This is a genomic window from Sulfophobococcus zilligii, from assembly GCF_055398255.1.
Map to the genome: position 1 here is coordinate 846,849 of NZ_AP042406.1, position 15,912 is coordinate 862,760.

A 15,912-nucleotide genomic window follows, 5' to 3' on the forward strand; every position below is an offset into this window, starting at 1 on the left:
TAACCCGAGAGGGATTAGAATTGCGGCATATGTGGCCATGGACTGTTAAGCTCTACTGGGACCCGTGGAGGAATATACCAGTAATCAAACCTAGACAAGAAGAAATAGACTTGTTATATCAATTGAGACTTAGCGAGCCCGGAGATGCTAGACCTGCTTTTAGAGGCGACTATGAGAAACTACGAGAAGCAATAATCTACGAATTCAATAGCGATGCATTGTATAAGAGGTTTATAGAGGGTAGATTTATACTCCTCAATAAAGTACCACACTGGGACGTAATGTATGAAGTAGTAAGTTCTGGCAATGTAATTGGACAATTATACTACGATCCATACAAGGAGACATGGAGATTTCGCTTGACATTTCAAGGTGCTTATTTAGCAGTTAACGAGGGCCTAGTAGACGTTGTCAAAGCACAACCACCGTTCTACACTGATAGAGAACTAGAATCATTAATTAGTACTAGTAGTAGACAAGTAGTAGTTGTAGACGGGAAAAACAATATACGTGGAATAGCTTCATTTGAAGACAATAAGTTAGTTATCACAAAGGTGTTTCATGATAGAGCATACCCCATTGAAACCAGTGGGAGAAACGCAAGTATTGAAGACGTATTGAAAAACAATGAAGAAGGCCTTAATCAACTAGAAGAAAAATCAATTAAATACCTAGAGAGACTGGCTAAGAGGTATAGTGGACTAAAAGCAGTAGTGTCTTACTCGGGTGGAAAAGACAGTCTTGTAGCACTAGATTTAACTCATAGAGCACTAGGAGACATTGAAGTAATATTCAATGATACAGGTCTTGAAATGCCTGAAACACTGAGAAACGTCGAGGAAGTATCTAGGTATTACGGCTATACACTCAATGTCGCGTCAGCTGGAGACATATTCTGGAGAGCAGTAGAGATCTTTGGACCTCCCGGTAAAGACTATAGATGGTGTTGTAAAATCACGAAGTTGGTACCAATAGCAAAATTGACTAGGGCGAAGTGGCCTAGTGGAGCATTAAACATTGTGGGTCAGAGAGCATATGAATCTCTAGACAGGGCGAAAAGCCCACTTGTATGGAGAAACAAGTGGATTCCACACATGATTAGTACAACGCCGATTCAATACTGGAGTCAGCTGTCAACATGGCTTTATATCTTCAAGTATAAACTACCATACAATAAGCTATACGAAGAAGGGTTTGATAGACTCGGCTGTTATCTATGTCCATCTTGTGCACTAGCAGAGTATAATGAAGTCAAGAGGATATATCCTGAATTGTGGAGTAAATGGGTAGATGTACTTGAAAAATGGCGGGTTAGACTAAACCAGCCGCCAGAATGGATAAAATATGGTTTGTGGAGGTGGCTTACACCGTCAACTGCAAAGAAGAGAATAGTTAAACACTTAGAAAACTACAATTTAGATTGGAGACAGGAATACTTGTCTAGACTCATGTTCAACAAAAATGGTTTAACACCTATAAGAGTTGATAGCCTCCAAGACGAGTTAATAGTATACTTCAATAAACCAGTAGTTACTAGTGAAATAAGAGAACTATTATTGAAAAACGCGCATGGACTTGGCTTCCAAGTAGTTAGTGAATCACCACTGGTACTGAGTAAAACAGGAGTTATTGAGATAATAGATAACCAAGTAAAAACCAAGCCAATTAGTAATAAACAAGTCTTTGAAGAATTCGTTGATATATTGAAAGTAATCTATAGACTCCACACTTGTGCTTATTGTGGAGCATGTGTATTGTGGACGAAAAAGGGTAGTGTAAAACTAACACTAAATGGACCGTATCCACTAGAACAACTAGACGATAAACAAAAGAGATTGTATATCGAGGTCTGCCCCATTAGTGATCAATTGGTTGAAAAAATAGTTGTATCCTTGATTACAGGCGACTACAAGTCTTTTAAGAGAAAAACGAGGGCTAGACCTGAACTAGCCTAGTCTTCACTCTGCTTCTCTCTATCTTCTTCTTTCAAGTACTTCTTGATTTTTAAAAAGCGTTTTTCATACTCGTATAGTACTTTAAACAAGTCTTCGCCACTAAGCACTCTATTAATTATTTTTCCCGCGTCTTTGACTCCAACACCTGGAATTGAAAGGGCCAGTAGGGCTTTATCGCCGTGTTTTTGTAGTATAACAGCTCTGTTAACCAGGTCTTCGTGTATTCTTCGTTCTTCTACTGTGAGTTTTAAGCCTTTATGGTGTTTTTTCACTATTTCAAGTGTTTTTGAAATATCTCCCTTTACTAGTGCGAGAGTTGCACCTTTACATTTTGGACATGTATATTTCTCCATTTTGAGGAATTCGCGAACTCTGTCTTCTTTGTAAAAACCACATCTTAAACATATAACGGATATTTTTCTATTCAGTACTCTCTCCATAAATGCACTAGTATCAAACACGGGGATTTCTCTGTGTATTGGTAGTTCAATGTAACTGAGGAGTATTGTGTGGTGGTCTTGGAGTTTACTGTATTTTCTCGAGTATACTTTGACTTCTCCGCTCTCTATTTTTCTTACTAGTTCTCTAAACGATGTAATATCATAGTCTTTCACCAATACTTCTTTTAATGCCTCTCTACCTATAACGGTGTCAGTAAAGGCTTCTAGGAGTTTTTTGTTTACACTGGTTGTTTCGGGTGAAATAGCTCCAAAACGCTGTGCTACCTGGTATATCCTCCATAGGAATTGACTGCTCTCTTTTGCAATTCTCTCCACTGCTTCGCCTTCTATGTACTTATCTATGTTTTCAAAGACTTCTAATACAATGTCTACGGGGTGTTTTTTAATGGGTGTAATGGGTTTCTGGACTTGTAGGAAGATAGCGTATGGTGTTGTCGATGATGACGTAACTTTGAAGTAGGGGTATTGGGTCTTCAATACGTATTTAACAATGTCTCTGATTAAAGTGTTGACTTTTGAACCTCCATAGATGTTTATAATGATTAAGTCGAATTCGTCGATGTAGTCTATTGTAATGGTTTTACTATCTCCTAGTTGTTTAATAATATCGGCTTCTAAGGACTTGTTGGTTTCTTCTAGTATCTTCTCGATGAATTCTGGTAGTTTATTATTGTTTTTAATGTAGGCTACTATGTCTCCAACTAGTTGTGCTGTTTCATATTCTACTGGTATGTTTTCCCCTTCCCAGTGTGGTATACTCAATTCTTCAGTGATTTCTGTTGGTTCTACGTATAGCTTCCGCTCTGTTTCATCGTAATTTATTATTTTCCATGGTCTACCAGCGAGTACTATTTTATCTCCAGGGTTTAAGTGTACTACTACGTATTCCTCGTCGAGAACACCAACTTTCTTATTTGTTCCTGCCTCGATGACTTGAACATCTATTGTTGAGGGGATCATAGATGTCTTATATATGTATAAACGCGTCTTCTTTGTGGGTGTGAGTAGCATTCCCTCGTGTTTTACAACACGTGTATAAGTTAAATAGTCTAATACATCGTTGAATTCTTCGCGTGTTAGGTCATTGTATAAGGGGTGTTCTCGTATAAATTCAAATACTTGTTCAACCGGAATTCCATTTGGATGCAGGTATACGAGGAGTGCTATAGTATACGCTAAGACGTCGAGTGGTTTTGAAATAACTACTTCTTTCTCTAATTGACTGTTTACTACTCTCCACGCTATTACACTGGATTCTAAAATGTGTAGTAGATTACTAGTTGTAATTACTTCACCTCTACTAACATCTCCTAGTCTATGGCGGCTCCGGCCCGCTCTCTGAACTAATCGTATTGCTTGTCTTGGAGACATGTATTGTACTACGTATTCAACGTGTCCAATATCTATACCTAATTCTAGACTTGATGTTGAAACGAGAATGTTTAGTTTTCTCTCTCTGAATTCTCGTTCTACTTTTTCACGGTGTTGTCTAGATAGACTTCCATGGTGTACATCTATTGATAGATTTAAACCTAGTTCATCTCTAAGACTCCGCATTAACGTACTCAGACTCTCTGCGAGTGAGCGTGTATTAGTAAAGACAAGTATGTGTTTTTCGCTTTCAGCTCTTTCAAATATTCTCGTTATTCTCGCTGATAGTGCCTGGTCACCTAGTAATTCATTGATTTTTCTACACAACTCGCTTTCACAAGAAGGAGTAGATACTTGTATTTCAAATCTTCTAGGTGTTGATTCTTTTATCACGACGACTTCTCTATTAGAGCCGAGTGATAGGAGTCTACGTGCTAGTTCTTCATTGTGTAGTGTTGCTGACAAGGCAATTAAACCTATTTCTCTACCAATTATTCTTTCGAGTATGCGAATTGTTGATAAAACTAGTAGGCCGCGCTTGCTTTCAATGAGGTCTCTGAACTCGTCTATTATAATATATCTTAGATTGAATAGTGTTGGTTTCATGTCTTCATTGATTAAAATATAGTTGAATGTCTCGGGCGTTGTAATCAATATGTGTGGTGGATTATGCTGTATATTTTTTCTTATAGAGCTCGGTGTATCTCCGTGTCTCACTCCTACGTTTAATCCAAAGCAATTAGCAATATTGTTTAGTCTTCTCTCAATATCTCTATTTAGTGCTCTTAGTGGTGTAATATAGATTGCAGCAATTGGCGGTATTTTATTTAGTGCTATTTTAACCATTACTGGGAAAACAGCTGCCTCTGTTTTACCACTACCAGTTGGAGCAATTATAATTACAGACTTGTTTTTCTGAGCTATTTCCTGTAGGCTTTTCTTCTGTATTTCTGTTAGTTTTTCATATCCAAGCTTCTTTAAGCAAAGAGCAATTTTATCAAGATTCATGGTACTAGCAGACCATGACTATAAATTAAAATATCTCCTTTAAAACACATATAGGGATAACGGGTTGGAATAGTGGAGAATAAAAGACTTCTAATCGCAATGATTATTCTAGTAGTCAATGTAACAGTATTTCTAGCTAGTTCTCCGAGAACTAGTGTAGAACTAGATTTCAATGGTTTTGAATCAATGTTGATATACTTTGCAGGTAAGGCTGTTGCTTGGAGTTTAATATATGTGGTTTCCGCTGTTATCCAGTCTCTAGTAGTCTATATACTACTCCACTCGCAAATAATAGTTTTTCTCAATAGACTACTGGTATTTACATATATCTACATTGTTTCAACTAGTATACTTCCTAGAATCTACATGGCTCTTACGTGGTTGGAGTTGACTAGCTGGATATTAATACTTGTAACCTGCTCTATTTCTAGGATATCCAAGAGAAATAATGGAGTATGCATTGATATTTCAAGGTTTATAGAGAACATTTGGGTGAAAAAAGAGCCTTATGTACTAGTTGTAATACTAGCATCTCATGCGTTTTCAATATCACTTCTACTACTACTAGTTTTATGGATAAACGGGTTTACTATTAGAGAACCCGTAGTTTTACTACATCAATACATTTTTATACTAGCAACGGTTATTGGAACACTAATACTAGTAGTCTTCCACGCATCAAGTACATACCAGGAATCATTGATAAAGGGATTTCTCAGTGGGTGGGGTTTAATGGGGATTATACCACTCCTCATATATACAGCTTGCAACTTAAAGGTAGAAAACCATTATTATCTACTATTTGAGAGAAGTATAAAAAACAGGTAGAGACTAGTGTTCAAGGGTGGTGTATTTTGATTAGTGAAGAACGCTTTGATGTAGAAATGGAAATCGAAGAAACAAGTACAGAAGAAGAAAGAGAAGAAGAGGAAGAAGTAGAAGAACATGGAGAAGTAGCAATAGAGCAATTAAAACTACTAGTTGATGTAACAAAAACATGGAGACAAGTATTGAGAAACGAATTACCAATAGATACACTTAGAACAACAGAGGAGAAGAAACTCGTAAAACCAAAGAAGAAAAAAGAAAGAGAAGAAGTCAAAGAAACTAAAAAAGAAAAAGAGAAGAAGTCTTCAAAGTCTTCTAAGAAAACAAAGAAAAAATAGTTTATAGACAGTCTTTTAGTCTTTACGAAGTCTAAAGGCGTGTTCAATAGTAGTTTATATCGTTACATTTATATGCTCATCGCTAATTACTCGTAATAGGGGTTGTATGAAGCATAGAGCTGTAGTAGTAATAGCTCTCTCTATCATAATAGTATCACTCATACACCCTCTAACAACACTACTAACTACTGTAAATTCTGAGTCAACACAGGGTGTAAGAGTAATTATTGGACCAACGCCAATAATGGAGGGAGAGGCCAAGGGTCCCCAGGACATTACTTTAATGAATGAGTATTTAGCAGTAGCATTTGGGGTTAGTACTACTCCACCATGGGGAATTACTCCAGGGCACATAATTGATATTGCACCGGTTGGCGAGAAAACAGCAGATGTTGTAGCACAATTTAGTTTTCCATTAAACGATTGGGGTAATTGGGCTACAATTACAAACCTAGATATAGTAGAGCAGAGTTCATCGAGAGCAGTAGTAAAAGCTATTGGGAAATGGAAAGATCTTCTCGTAGAATACACCTATGTACTTGAATCTGGTAAACCATACCTTGAAGTAACAGTTAATGTAACCAATATCGGTAGTACAACTTATTCGAATTTGATAATGGGGCCAGCTATAACGTTTGAACGTGGGTGGACGTTTGTACCCGGTTATGGAACTGGGAGATTGCCTACAATGCCAATACTTGGAACTAGTATAGCAGATGACTGGGTTGCAGGATACCACGAGGACTTCGCGATAGGATTATATGCACCTGGATATACCCACATTTCTCTCCATACATACTTTGTTGATCCATTCTACCAGGTAACATTAAATCCAGGTGAAAGCAGAGTCTTCAAGGCATATCTAGTTGTCTTAAATAAACCTGATTTATGTAGACTCATGAAAATCATTTATGAATTCAAAGAGGGAGCTTTTGGAGTAGTATCTGGCAGGGTATTGAATAGTAGAGGCGAGAAACTAGGAAATGCTGGAGTAGTAGCTTATAGAGGTGGTAAACCAATTTGTTGGAGTATAACGGATTCTAGTGGAGTATATGAAATGCCTCTTCTAGCACCCGGCTCTTATAATTTAACAGCTGTAGCTAAGTCTCATGGTCCAAGTAGTAGTATAGAGGTAACAATAGAGCTAGGTGAAGAAAAGACAGTTGATTTCACAGATCTACCAGTAGCGGGCAAACTAATAGTTAATGTGTTTAGAAACGATACTGGTCAACCAACAGATGCTAGAATACTGATAAGTGGTGGATATACTCCTCCAATACAATACATGGTTGTTACAACAGCATATACTGACCTCTTTAGAATTGGATGTGCCGAAGTAGAGCTAGCTCCCGGTACATACAATATAACTATTGGATATGGAGCAGACTTTATTAGTCTACCAGAGTCTGTGACAGTGACTATTGAATCAGAAAAAACAGTAGAAGTCAATGTAACAGTAAACATATTGTTTAAACCACAAGAGTATGGATGGTATACTGTAGACTTACACCACCACTCCGACTACATGGATGGAAAAACACCACCAAACCTACTCGTGGTTTCACAATTAGCATCTGCACTAGACTTTATATTTGTAAGCGACCACGACTATATTGGAAACTGCCCAGTAATCAAAACACTTGCCGAGCAGAGAGGAGTACCATTTATATGTGGTGTAGAAATATCTCCAGACTGGGCCCACTTCAATGTATACCCCGTGTTATACCCAGAGAAATTAGTGTATAGAGGAACACTGAGAGAGATAATTGAAGCTGCAAGAAATGCTGGTGCACTCGTTGTAAGAGCAAACCATCCATATATTGGTGGATTATTCATTGCCCAGGAATTAAACAACATACCCGGTGGCTACTACGAGGCATGGGATACTGCAGAAATAAATGGGCCGTGGGGCACTGACGACAACAAGACACTCATGAAGATGTTTATGTTGTGGAGTAGTGGAATACGAAAGTATTTAACGGCGGGAAGCGATGTACACGACGTGTTAACCCAGACATATACTGGTAAACCAAGACTAGTAGTATACTTGCCAAACGATCCCAGTATTGAAGCACTGGCCAGTGCGGAGAAAAACGGCCACTCCTTTATATCTTATGGACCATTCATATTCACAGACCCCATACCGGGTTCAACTATATTTGCTAAGAGCTTAGAGGATGAAATCACAGTAAAAACAACTATGTTCTCGGTCTACGGGCTTGATAGACTAGAAATATATGGAAAGAACGGCGTATTACTAAAGACTATTCCACTCAACAAGACACAGAGTGTCAATTTAGAGATATCAATACCCGTAGTCAACGCCACTATGGGTGGTGAAACAGGATTTGTCGTGTTAATTGTCTATGATGGCAAGGGTAATAGAGCAATAGTTAACCCAATATGGATTGATTTAATGGGTGTACCCAGAGAAATAACACATACAACAACAATGTATCAAACCACTACCACTACAACTACTTATACAGAAACCCATACAGAGACTAAAACCCTAGTAAACACTGTTACTTCAACAACAACAACTACAACTACAAGTGTAGAGAGAGTTGAAGTAGAAAAATACGATATTGCAGTAGTGGCCGGCATAATTGGATTGGTAGTTGGATTACTAGTGGGATTATTCATCAAGAAGAAACAATAATCTTTTTCACTAGAACTCTTTTTAATCATTGAAGTACTACTCTTCTACATAATTTATTTTTGTAAACCCTATTTCTCTTAAACACGATTCTATTAATTCTCTGGATACTCTTCGATCAATAATTAACTCTACGGTTTTTACATTGCCTTCTATAATCAATCTGATTTTATGTACTACTACTCTACCTCGTACAACATCTCCGCTATCTTTTTGTATTATTAAGTAGCCATCGCTTTTTCTACGTGCAATACTATAGAATTCATCAAAGTTTTCTATTATTCTACGTGTTTCTTCTAAGTCTCGTGTAATACCGTGTTTTGATATAATACTATCTATGAATTCTAGTGCTTTTTCTCTATCTAGTTTTACATGGAGGTATTTAGCAATATCGTAGTAGACATTGATCTCCACTTTTAATCCCTTTTATATATCTCTATAAGCATTAAAAAATAGTTTAAGGGGGAGAAGAGAGTTGTTTAGAGCTACACATCCAAATGCATCAAAACTCAAAAAGATATTTCAAGCGCTTGTAAAACTAAGTGATGAAATACCGTTCTTTGTAAGTAGCAATGGCGTTGAAATAAAAGTTTTATCACCAGACAAAACAATACTTGCCGTGGTCTCTCTACCCGGAATGGAATTCGAAGAACTAGTTGTAGAAGAAGAAACGCAGTTTATAGTACCTACTTCAGAGTTGAAAAAGATTATTAGAAGAGCTAGTAGAAACGATGTTGTAACATTGACTATTAATAAAGAAACAGGAGAACTCGTAATGATACTTAGAGATAGAAAAACAGGTGTTGAAAGAGAGTTTGGAATACCATTAATACCAAGACCCGTCGAGGCAATACCAGAAATGAAGATGGATCTTGCCGTGAGTTTCTCAATGTTATCACAAGACTTTAAAGACATAGCTGGCGACTTAAAACTTATTGGAGAAGAAGTAGTGTTTAGCTATGAAGAAGGCAGCATAGTTATAAAATCCGTAGAGCAACAAAAAGAGTATGTTTGTATTCTACGCGAGGGCGCGCCACTAATTCTATTGAATTCAGACGTGGAAAAAGCACGAGCTTCATATAGTATTGATGCAGTCATAGTTGCAGCGAGAGCTGCTGGAGCATCTAAAAATGTAGTAGTAGCATTTGATACTGGTAAACCATTAAAAGTAGAATATGATCTCGGAGGAGGTAGACTAGTATACTGGATAGCACCTAGAGCCTAGTATACACTATTGTTTTAACTACCCTTTAACAGTGACTCCAGCTCTCTAAGTAATCGTTCTTTTTCCTCACTCGATATTTCTCTACGTGTTTTCAACCCTGTACTTGGAATTTCTATTCTCCAAGTTGGTGAAGTACACTTATTACCTCTATAGGGACATGCTGCACAGCAGTGTATATCTACTTGTAAACTCGGTATTATTGTACAACTCCTAGTTGGCCTATACTGGCCGCATAGATCACATCTATCCCAATATATAGTCATACTCTAAGCCCTCTCTATTACTATAATACACACCATGTTATTAAATACAAACAGTAATTTTTGAGATATTGTGAAAACCTCTACGTGTAAACTATGGTTTATTATTTATACTGGTATATAAAAAACCCTTTTGTATATACGTGTAATGGGTGTAATTATTGCTATATGAAATGATTTTCTTGGGGAGAGGAGGGCAGGGAGGAGTAACAGCATCAAATATACTGGTACAAGCAGCAATCTACGAGTCTAAATACGCTCAGAGCTTTCCATTCTTTGGTGCTGAGAGAAGAGGAGCACCAGTAGCAGCATATGCTAGACTAAGCGATAAACCAATACTTAAACATGGAATGTTTAGTGAAGCAGATATATTGATCGTGTTAGATGATAGCTTGTTAAAACTAGGAGTCGTAAAGAAATACTTGATTAGAGATAACGGCTACTTAATAGTAAATACTTCGTCAACTAGTATACAAAGAGATCAGATTTCAGCAAATGGTAGAGTACACGCATATTTTGTAAATGCTACTAAAATAGCTAAGGAAATGGGTTTAATAGTGGCTGGATGGCCTCTTGTAAATACTCCAATGCTTGGATCACTGGTAGCAGCTGCAAAGATCCTCTCATTAGAAAGCGTGGAAAAAGCTGTTATTGACTACTTCGGCGAGAAAATCGGTAGGAAAAACGTTGAAGCAGTTAAACGTGCATATGAAGAAACAAAATATGTTGGCGAGGTGTAGGAGAATGGTTAAAATCGAGAAACCAACTACTGGAGGTAAACTACCACTAACGAAACCAGTAATTGGTGTTGCTGGAAAAACAGGATTGTGGCGCTTTATGAAGCCGGTGGTTGATGTAAACAAGTGTACTAGGTGTTATCAATGCGAAATCTATTGCCCTGTAAACACAATACGCGTTGAACCAGAGACAGGAGCAGTAATAAACTATGATTACTGTAAGGGTTGTGGATTATGTATGGATGTTTGTCCTGTAGGAGCTATAACAATGGTTCCCGAGGTGGGTGAGTAGTATGGGTAAAAAGATTGCTTTAACAGGCAACCATGCTGTAGCATACGCTGTTAAACTAGCTAAACCCCAAGTAATAGCAGCATATCCTATTACACCACAATCACCCGTAGTTGAAAAACTCTCTGAAATGATTGAACAAGGCGAGTTGAAAGCTAGAATGATAAGAGTTGAATCAGAACACTCAGCTCTAGCAGCGTGTTTTGGTGCAGCTGTAGCTGGAGCCAGGACTTTTACAGCTACGAGTAGCCAGGGACTACTATACATGCATGAATTCGTGCACTGGGCGTCGAGGGCGAGAACACCAATAGTAATGGCAATAGTTTCTAGAACTATCAACACTCCCTGGAATATATGGCCCGACCACTCTGACTTCGTAGACCAGAGAGATACTGGATGGGTTATGTCGTATGGAATGGATAACCAAGAAGTATTTGACTTAACACTACAAGCATTTAAAATAAGCGAGGATCCAAGAGTCTATCTACCAGTAATGGTTGGCCTAGAAGGATTTATTATAAGCCACACTACAATGCCCGTTGAAATACCAGATGAAAAACTAGTAGAAGAGTGGCTTGGTGAGAGGATGCAACCATATGTAATAGATGGTTCCGAGCCGATTGGTGTTGGTGGATTAACATTCCCCGAGGATACAGAAGACATGTTTTACGAGATCCAGTTAGCTATGGAAAACGCCAAGAAAGTAATTAAAGAAGTCGACGAGGAATTCGGCAAGTTGTTTGGTCGTAGATATGGTGGATTAATATCATGCTACCACTGCAACGATGCAAAGTACATTGCTGTCTCAATGGGTGCTTGGAGTGGAGATTTAATTGAAGGAGTTGAGAAGCTTAGAAGTGAAGGATACCCTGTGGGAGTTATGAGGATTAGGTATTACAGACCATTCCCAATTGAAGACGCCTGGGAAGTATTGAGAAGTGTAAGGGGAGTAATAGTGTTTGATAGAGCAATAAGTTTCGGTGCATGGGGCCCAATATATAGCGACCTAGTAGCCGGCCTCTCACTATACACTAATAAACTCCCATACATGGCCAATATAGTTGCTGGTATTGCAGGCGTAAATGTAACATCAGACGACTTCTACAAGATAATCAAGTCGTTTATTGACCGGGTTGAAACAGGTCAAATTGAAAGAAACTACTTTGAATGGGTGAAAATAAGGAGGTGAGAGAGATGAGTACACCCCAGGCTCGTAGAAAACCCCCATTACCATACGATCAAAGAGAGGGAGTACTACCAGGAGACGCTGCGTGTTTAGGGTGTCCTATACCAATAGCTCTGAAAGTAGTATCAGCTGTATTCGGTGAAAAAGCAGTATTTGTAATACCAGCATGTTGTACATCGGTAATAATGGGGACTTATCCAGGACAAGCATTGAAAGCAGGTATAATTCACGTTCCATTTGCCTCAGCTGCAGCAGTAGCTTCAGGTGTTTCACAAGCACTCAAAGAAAGGGGTATAAACGACGTATATGTAATAGCATGGGCTGGTGATGGTGGAACAGCAGATATTGGAATGGCGTCTCTCAGTGGTGCTGCAGAGAGAAACGACGACATTATATACATAATGTATGATAATGAAGCATATATGAATACTGGTATTCAAAGAAGTTCATCGACACCACCAGGTGCTTGGACTACTACAACACCAACTGGTAAAGTAGAAGCCAAGAAAGATGTTGCAAGAATTATGATAGCTCACGGCGTACCATACGTTGCAACAGCAAGTGTTGGATATCCACACGACTTATACAATAAACTACAAAAAGCAAAGAACATCAAGGGCTTTAGATTCATACACATACACGCACCATGTCCACCAGGATGGAGGTTTGAGCCACAATACACAGTTAGAATTGCAAAACTCGCTGTTGAAACAGGCCTGTGGATTCTATATGAATACCATGATGGAAAACTAACACTATCGGGTCCAAGCAGGCCATATCTAGACCCATCAAAGAGAAAGCCAATAGAGGAATACATTAAACTACAAGGTAGATTCCGAGGAGCAACAGAAGAATTCATCGCTGAAATTAAAAAATATGTTGATGAAAACTGGAAGTGGATTATGAAAATGATGAGTTAGCAAAGCGGGTGGAAATGAGAGAGATCAATATACTAATTGATTTTTACACAAATCTAGGCAATACATCTAAACTAGTTAAATACTTGAAAGACAAGGGTTTTTCGCCTAGACAAACTTCGTATGATTCTATTAGACTACGTCTCGAATACCCCTTAAGCCAAGTAGATACATCTCTACTCGAGAAAATAAATGCAGTTTTAAAGACGATAAGTGAAACAAACAATATATGGAATACATGTTGTATAGAAGTATGGATTGAAGAAGAAAATCAACGAGAGAAAATCATTCCTAGAGTTGAAAAACACGGAGATCTCTGTATTTACATTAGACCGGGAAGCCGTGGAAGAATCATTCGTAAACTAGTGTGGATAGCTATATGTAGTGGAATAGTAAAACCACCACTACCAGAAAGCACAATGAGAAAGTGTATTGAGAGTAGTAGAGCTCAAAGTGAATTGAAAACAATAAGTGAAACAGTCGAGAAATTCACAAGTATTTATATTCACAGATAAACTCAGTCAATGTATTTTAAACTCTATTTAAATAATTGATTTAAATGAGGGCCCGTGGTCTAGCCTGGCTAGGATGCGGGGTTCGGGTCCCCGTGGCCCGGGGTTCAAATCCCCGCGGGCCCACTAACTAGGTGTATTAAATGTCGTATAGAACTACTAGGTTGGCTCTAGAGAAAAGCCTTACTTCTCCAACGATTACTATTCCCCCAGAGGTCTATGAGTATAGATATGTAAAGCTAAAGATAAGAGCTGACAGTGTTGTCTCAGAATTGTGGGTTTATATTGGTAGAGAAAGAGACTACTTGTTAATACCTGGATTATATTGTAACTGTAAGGTTTTTACTTTAAAAACCATTATTAGTAAAACTGAAACACATTGTAAACATCAACTTGGAGTCTATGTGGCAATTGCTATGCAGAAATATGTAGAGGTAGAGTTATCAATAGATGAAGCGTACACGGTAATCTCAGAGGTTTTAAACAAAGGTTTTACAGTGTTTCTAAGAAGAAAACTAGTTGCGAGAAAATAAATTCCTCAAAATCGTTCTTTTAATACCGTGAACAAAATAGATTTCACTGGTGTTGACTAGTGGGGCGTAGGAGAAAGAGGAGGAAGGTTATTCCCACGAAAATCGTTAAAATACCAACTGTGTTTGAGTGTCCAAGGTGCTCGGCGAAAACACTCAGTATAACTATCAAGAAGAAAGATGAGTATAGAGCAAGCGCGGTTATAACTTGTGGAACATGTGGATTAGTCGACGATGAAGATTTCACAGATATACCGGCTATCTATCAACCTGTAGATGTATATGCAAAATTTATAGATTTATTCAATAGTGGAAAGGCGAAAATTAAAGAGCGTGGTTTAGAGGAGAGTAGTGGTGAAGAAGGTTCATGAATACATAAAGTCCAAGGTGGATGTTGGAGAAAAACTCCACTTTACACTAATAGATCCCGACAAGGTCTCAAATATAGTTAAACTAGAAGAAGTAGTAGATAAAATGGTTGAAGCCGGGACAGATGCTTTTCTCGTTGGAGGCAGTCTTGGTATTACTCATGAAGAAATGGATTTAGTTGTAAATACACTTAAAAAAACGGGTAAACCGGTAATACTCTTCCCTGGAAATATTAATTGTCTATCTCGATATGCAGATGCTGTTTTATTCATGGTTTTAATGAATACTCTTGAACCATACTACTTAATGCAGGTACAGGTAATAGCTGCACCAATAATTGCTAAATATGGTCTTGAAACTCTCCCAACAGGGTATATAGTTGTAGATCAAGATACTGCTGTAGCACACGTGGGGAGAATAATTCCAGTTCCTAGAAACAAGCCAGAAATAATTGCTGCGTATGCACTTGCAGGTCAGATGATGGGTTTGAAATATATTTATCTCGAAGCGGGCAGTGGTGCTTCACAGCCAGTGCCACTAGAATTCCCCAAGGTAGTAAAGAAGTATACAGACCTCATAGTAATTGTTGGTGGGGGGATAAGAGATCCAGAGACGGCGAGGAAGATGGCTGAGGCTGGTGCAGACATCATTGTTACTGGTACTATAGTAGAGAAAAACCCAGAGTTGGCGGCTGAGATAATTAAGGCTATTAAGACTGCTGGTTCTCACTAGCAAGGTATTTCTTTCTAAAGGCTTCTTCTAGGTCAATTCCCAATAGATTTGCAATGCTAAGTAACCATGCAAAAACATCTGCTATTTCTTCTTCGAGAGATTCTCTTCTATACTTGATCAACGCTTCTGCCAGCTCTCCTACTTCTTCGACAAACCATGTAAAAGTAGCGTATAGTCCACGAGTTGAATCACGGTCATAATACCGTGTTTTAATGTATTCTTGTGCTTCACGAATATCCATTTAAACCACCCTTATATGAAGTATATAAAGAACTAGTTAAATTGGTAGTGTTGGAGGTGTTAATATGAGTAAGAAGAGCAAGAGACAAACACCTTCACTTGCATCGGCGGCTGGACTGGTTAGATTCTTCGAGGAAACTGATTTAAAAATAGCGTTGAAACCACACTTGATTATAATAACAGGTTTTGTATTTGTAGTATTAGTTATAGCTCTTTCAAAACTAGTACCACCAATGTAGAAGAGCTCAGTTGGGGATAATTTCCTCATCTATTCAGACTCCCATCGTTCTTCATC

18 protein-coding genes and 1 tRNA gene are annotated in these 15,912 nt (G+C 38.2%); 15 read left to right on the top strand and 4 right to left on the bottom strand.

Translation table 11 applies throughout. The features are described from left to right. Nucleotides 1-29: 29 nt before the first annotated feature. Nucleotides 30-1,955: a phosphoadenosine phosphosulfate reductase domain-containing protein gene (locus ACZ5YP_RS04795; protein ID WP_464835954.1), complete on the top strand. Its 1,926-nt coding sequence runs from the start codon at nt 30-32 to the stop codon at nt 1,953-1,955. Here ACZ5YP_RS04795 and ACZ5YP_RS04800 read toward each other — a convergent pair. Beyond that, complete coding sequence (locus tag ACZ5YP_RS04800; RefSeq protein ID WP_464834634.1) at nt 1,952-4,795, bottom strand: DEAD/DEAH box helicase; 2,844 nt, start codon at nt 4,793-4,795, stop codon at nt 1,952-1,954. The genes ACZ5YP_RS04795 and ACZ5YP_RS04800 overlap by 4 nt on opposite strands. Nucleotides 4,796-4,867: 72 nt before the next feature. Here ACZ5YP_RS04800 and ACZ5YP_RS04805 point away from each other — a divergent pair, with 72 nt between their 5' ends. From ACZ5YP_RS04805 to ACZ5YP_RS04815, 3 genes are all read left to right on the top strand, one after another. Beyond that, nucleotides 4,868-5,623 (top strand): hypothetical protein, encoded by a 756-nt coding sequence (locus tag ACZ5YP_RS04805; protein WP_464834635.1) that lies wholly within the window; start codon nt 4,868-4,870, stop codon nt 5,621-5,623. Between the two features lie 26 nt (nt 5,624-5,649). Next, entirely contained in the window at nt 5,650-5,961 is a 312-nt protein-coding gene (locus ACZ5YP_RS04810; RefSeq protein ID WP_464834636.1) for a hypothetical protein, read from the top strand. A gap of 106 nt (nt 5,962-6,067) precedes the next feature. After that, on the top strand, nt 6,068-8,623 hold the full coding sequence (locus tag ACZ5YP_RS04815) for a CehA/McbA family metallohydrolase (protein ID WP_464834637.1): 2,556 nt from the start codon (nt 6,068-6,070) through the stop codon (nt 8,621-8,623). Nucleotides 8,624-8,659: 36 nt separating this feature from the next. On the opposite strand, the gene ACZ5YP_RS04820 is transcribed toward ACZ5YP_RS04815, so the two are convergent. Continuing rightward, nucleotides 8,660-9,034 (bottom strand): hypothetical protein, encoded by a 375-nt coding sequence (locus tag ACZ5YP_RS04820; RefSeq protein WP_464834638.1) that lies wholly within the window; start codon nt 9,032-9,034, stop codon nt 8,660-8,662. Between the two features lie 61 nt (nt 9,035-9,095). Between ACZ5YP_RS04820 and ACZ5YP_RS04825 the strand changes: the two genes are divergently transcribed. Beyond that, nucleotides 9,096-9,845: a DNA polymerase sliding clamp gene (locus ACZ5YP_RS04825; RefSeq protein ID WP_464834639.1), complete on the top strand. Its 750-nt coding sequence runs from the start codon at nt 9,096-9,098 to the stop codon at nt 9,843-9,845. Nucleotides 9,846-9,859: 14 nt separating this feature from the next. On the opposite strand, the gene ACZ5YP_RS04830 is transcribed toward ACZ5YP_RS04825, so the two are convergent. Further along, nucleotides 9,860-10,108: a hypothetical protein gene (locus ACZ5YP_RS04830; RefSeq protein ID WP_464834640.1), complete on the bottom strand. Its 249-nt coding sequence runs from the start codon at nt 10,106-10,108 to the stop codon at nt 9,860-9,862. 158 nt (nt 10,109-10,266) lie between these two features. On the opposite strand from ACZ5YP_RS04830, the gene ACZ5YP_RS04835 reads away from it, so the two are divergent. The 9 genes from ACZ5YP_RS04835 (at nt 10,267) to ACZ5YP_RS04875 (ending at nt 15,377) form a co-directional block, all read left to right on the top strand. Beyond that, nucleotides 10,267-10,845, top strand: a complete 579-nt coding sequence (locus ACZ5YP_RS04835; RefSeq protein WP_464834641.1) for a 2-oxoacid:acceptor oxidoreductase family protein — start codon at nt 10,267-10,269, stop codon at nt 10,843-10,845. Nucleotides 10,846-10,849: 4 nt separating this feature from the next. Then, nucleotides 10,850-11,134 carry a 4Fe-4S binding protein gene (locus ACZ5YP_RS04840; protein WP_464834642.1) on the top strand — a complete coding sequence of 95 codons (285 nt, stop codon included), beginning with the start codon at nt 10,850-10,852 and terminating at the stop codon, nt 11,132-11,134. Nucleotide 11,135: 1 nt separating this feature from the next. Further along, nucleotides 11,136-12,320, top strand: coding sequence for a pyruvate ferredoxin oxidoreductase (locus tag ACZ5YP_RS04845; protein WP_464834643.1), 1,185 nt, complete (start codon nt 11,136-11,138; stop codon nt 12,318-12,320). Nucleotides 12,321-12,325: 5 nt separating this feature from the next. Beyond that, nucleotides 12,326-13,237: a 3-methyl-2-oxobutanoate dehydrogenase subunit beta gene (locus ACZ5YP_RS04850; protein ID WP_464834644.1), complete on the top strand. Its 912-nt coding sequence runs from the start codon at nt 12,326-12,328 to the stop codon at nt 13,235-13,237. Nucleotides 13,238-13,251: 14 nt separating this feature from the next. Further along, complete coding sequence (locus ACZ5YP_RS04855; RefSeq protein WP_464834645.1) at nt 13,252-13,749, top strand: hypothetical protein; 498 nt, start codon at nt 13,252-13,254, stop codon at nt 13,747-13,749. Nucleotides 13,750-13,797: 48 nt separating this feature from the next. Then, nucleotides 13,798-13,872, top strand: a tRNA-Pro gene (locus tag ACZ5YP_RS04860). Nucleotides 13,873-13,889: 17 nt separating this feature from the next. Beyond that, nucleotides 13,890-14,279, top strand: coding sequence for a metal-binding protein (locus ACZ5YP_RS04865; RefSeq protein ID WP_464834646.1), 390 nt, complete (start codon nt 13,890-13,892; stop codon nt 14,277-14,279). Nucleotides 14,280-14,338: 59 nt separating this feature from the next. After that, on the top strand, nt 14,339-14,647 hold the full coding sequence (locus ACZ5YP_RS04870) for a hypothetical protein (protein WP_464834647.1): 309 nt from the start codon (nt 14,339-14,341) through the stop codon (nt 14,645-14,647). Then, entirely contained in the window at nt 14,631-15,377 is a 747-nt protein-coding gene (locus ACZ5YP_RS04875; protein WP_464835955.1) for a phosphoglycerol geranylgeranyltransferase, read from the top strand. Before ACZ5YP_RS04870 ends, ACZ5YP_RS04875 begins: the two co-directional genes overlap by 17 nt. Here the strand turns inward: ACZ5YP_RS04875 and ACZ5YP_RS04880 are convergent. Then, the gene (locus ACZ5YP_RS04880) at nt 15,355-15,618 is read right to left on the bottom strand and encodes a MazG nucleotide pyrophosphohydrolase domain-containing protein (protein ID WP_464834648.1); all 264 of its coding nucleotides are present in this window, start codon (nt 15,616-15,618) and stop codon (nt 15,355-15,357) included. The genes ACZ5YP_RS04875 and ACZ5YP_RS04880 overlap by 23 nt on opposite strands. Before the next feature lie 64 nt (nt 15,619-15,682). Here ACZ5YP_RS04880 and ACZ5YP_RS04885 point away from each other — a divergent pair, with 64 nt between their 5' ends. Then, a complete protein-coding gene (locus ACZ5YP_RS04885; protein ID WP_464834649.1) occupies nt 15,683-15,856 on the top strand; it encodes a preprotein translocase subunit Sec61beta in 174 nt (57 codons plus the stop codon). Nucleotides 15,857-15,912: the final 56 nt, after the last annotated feature.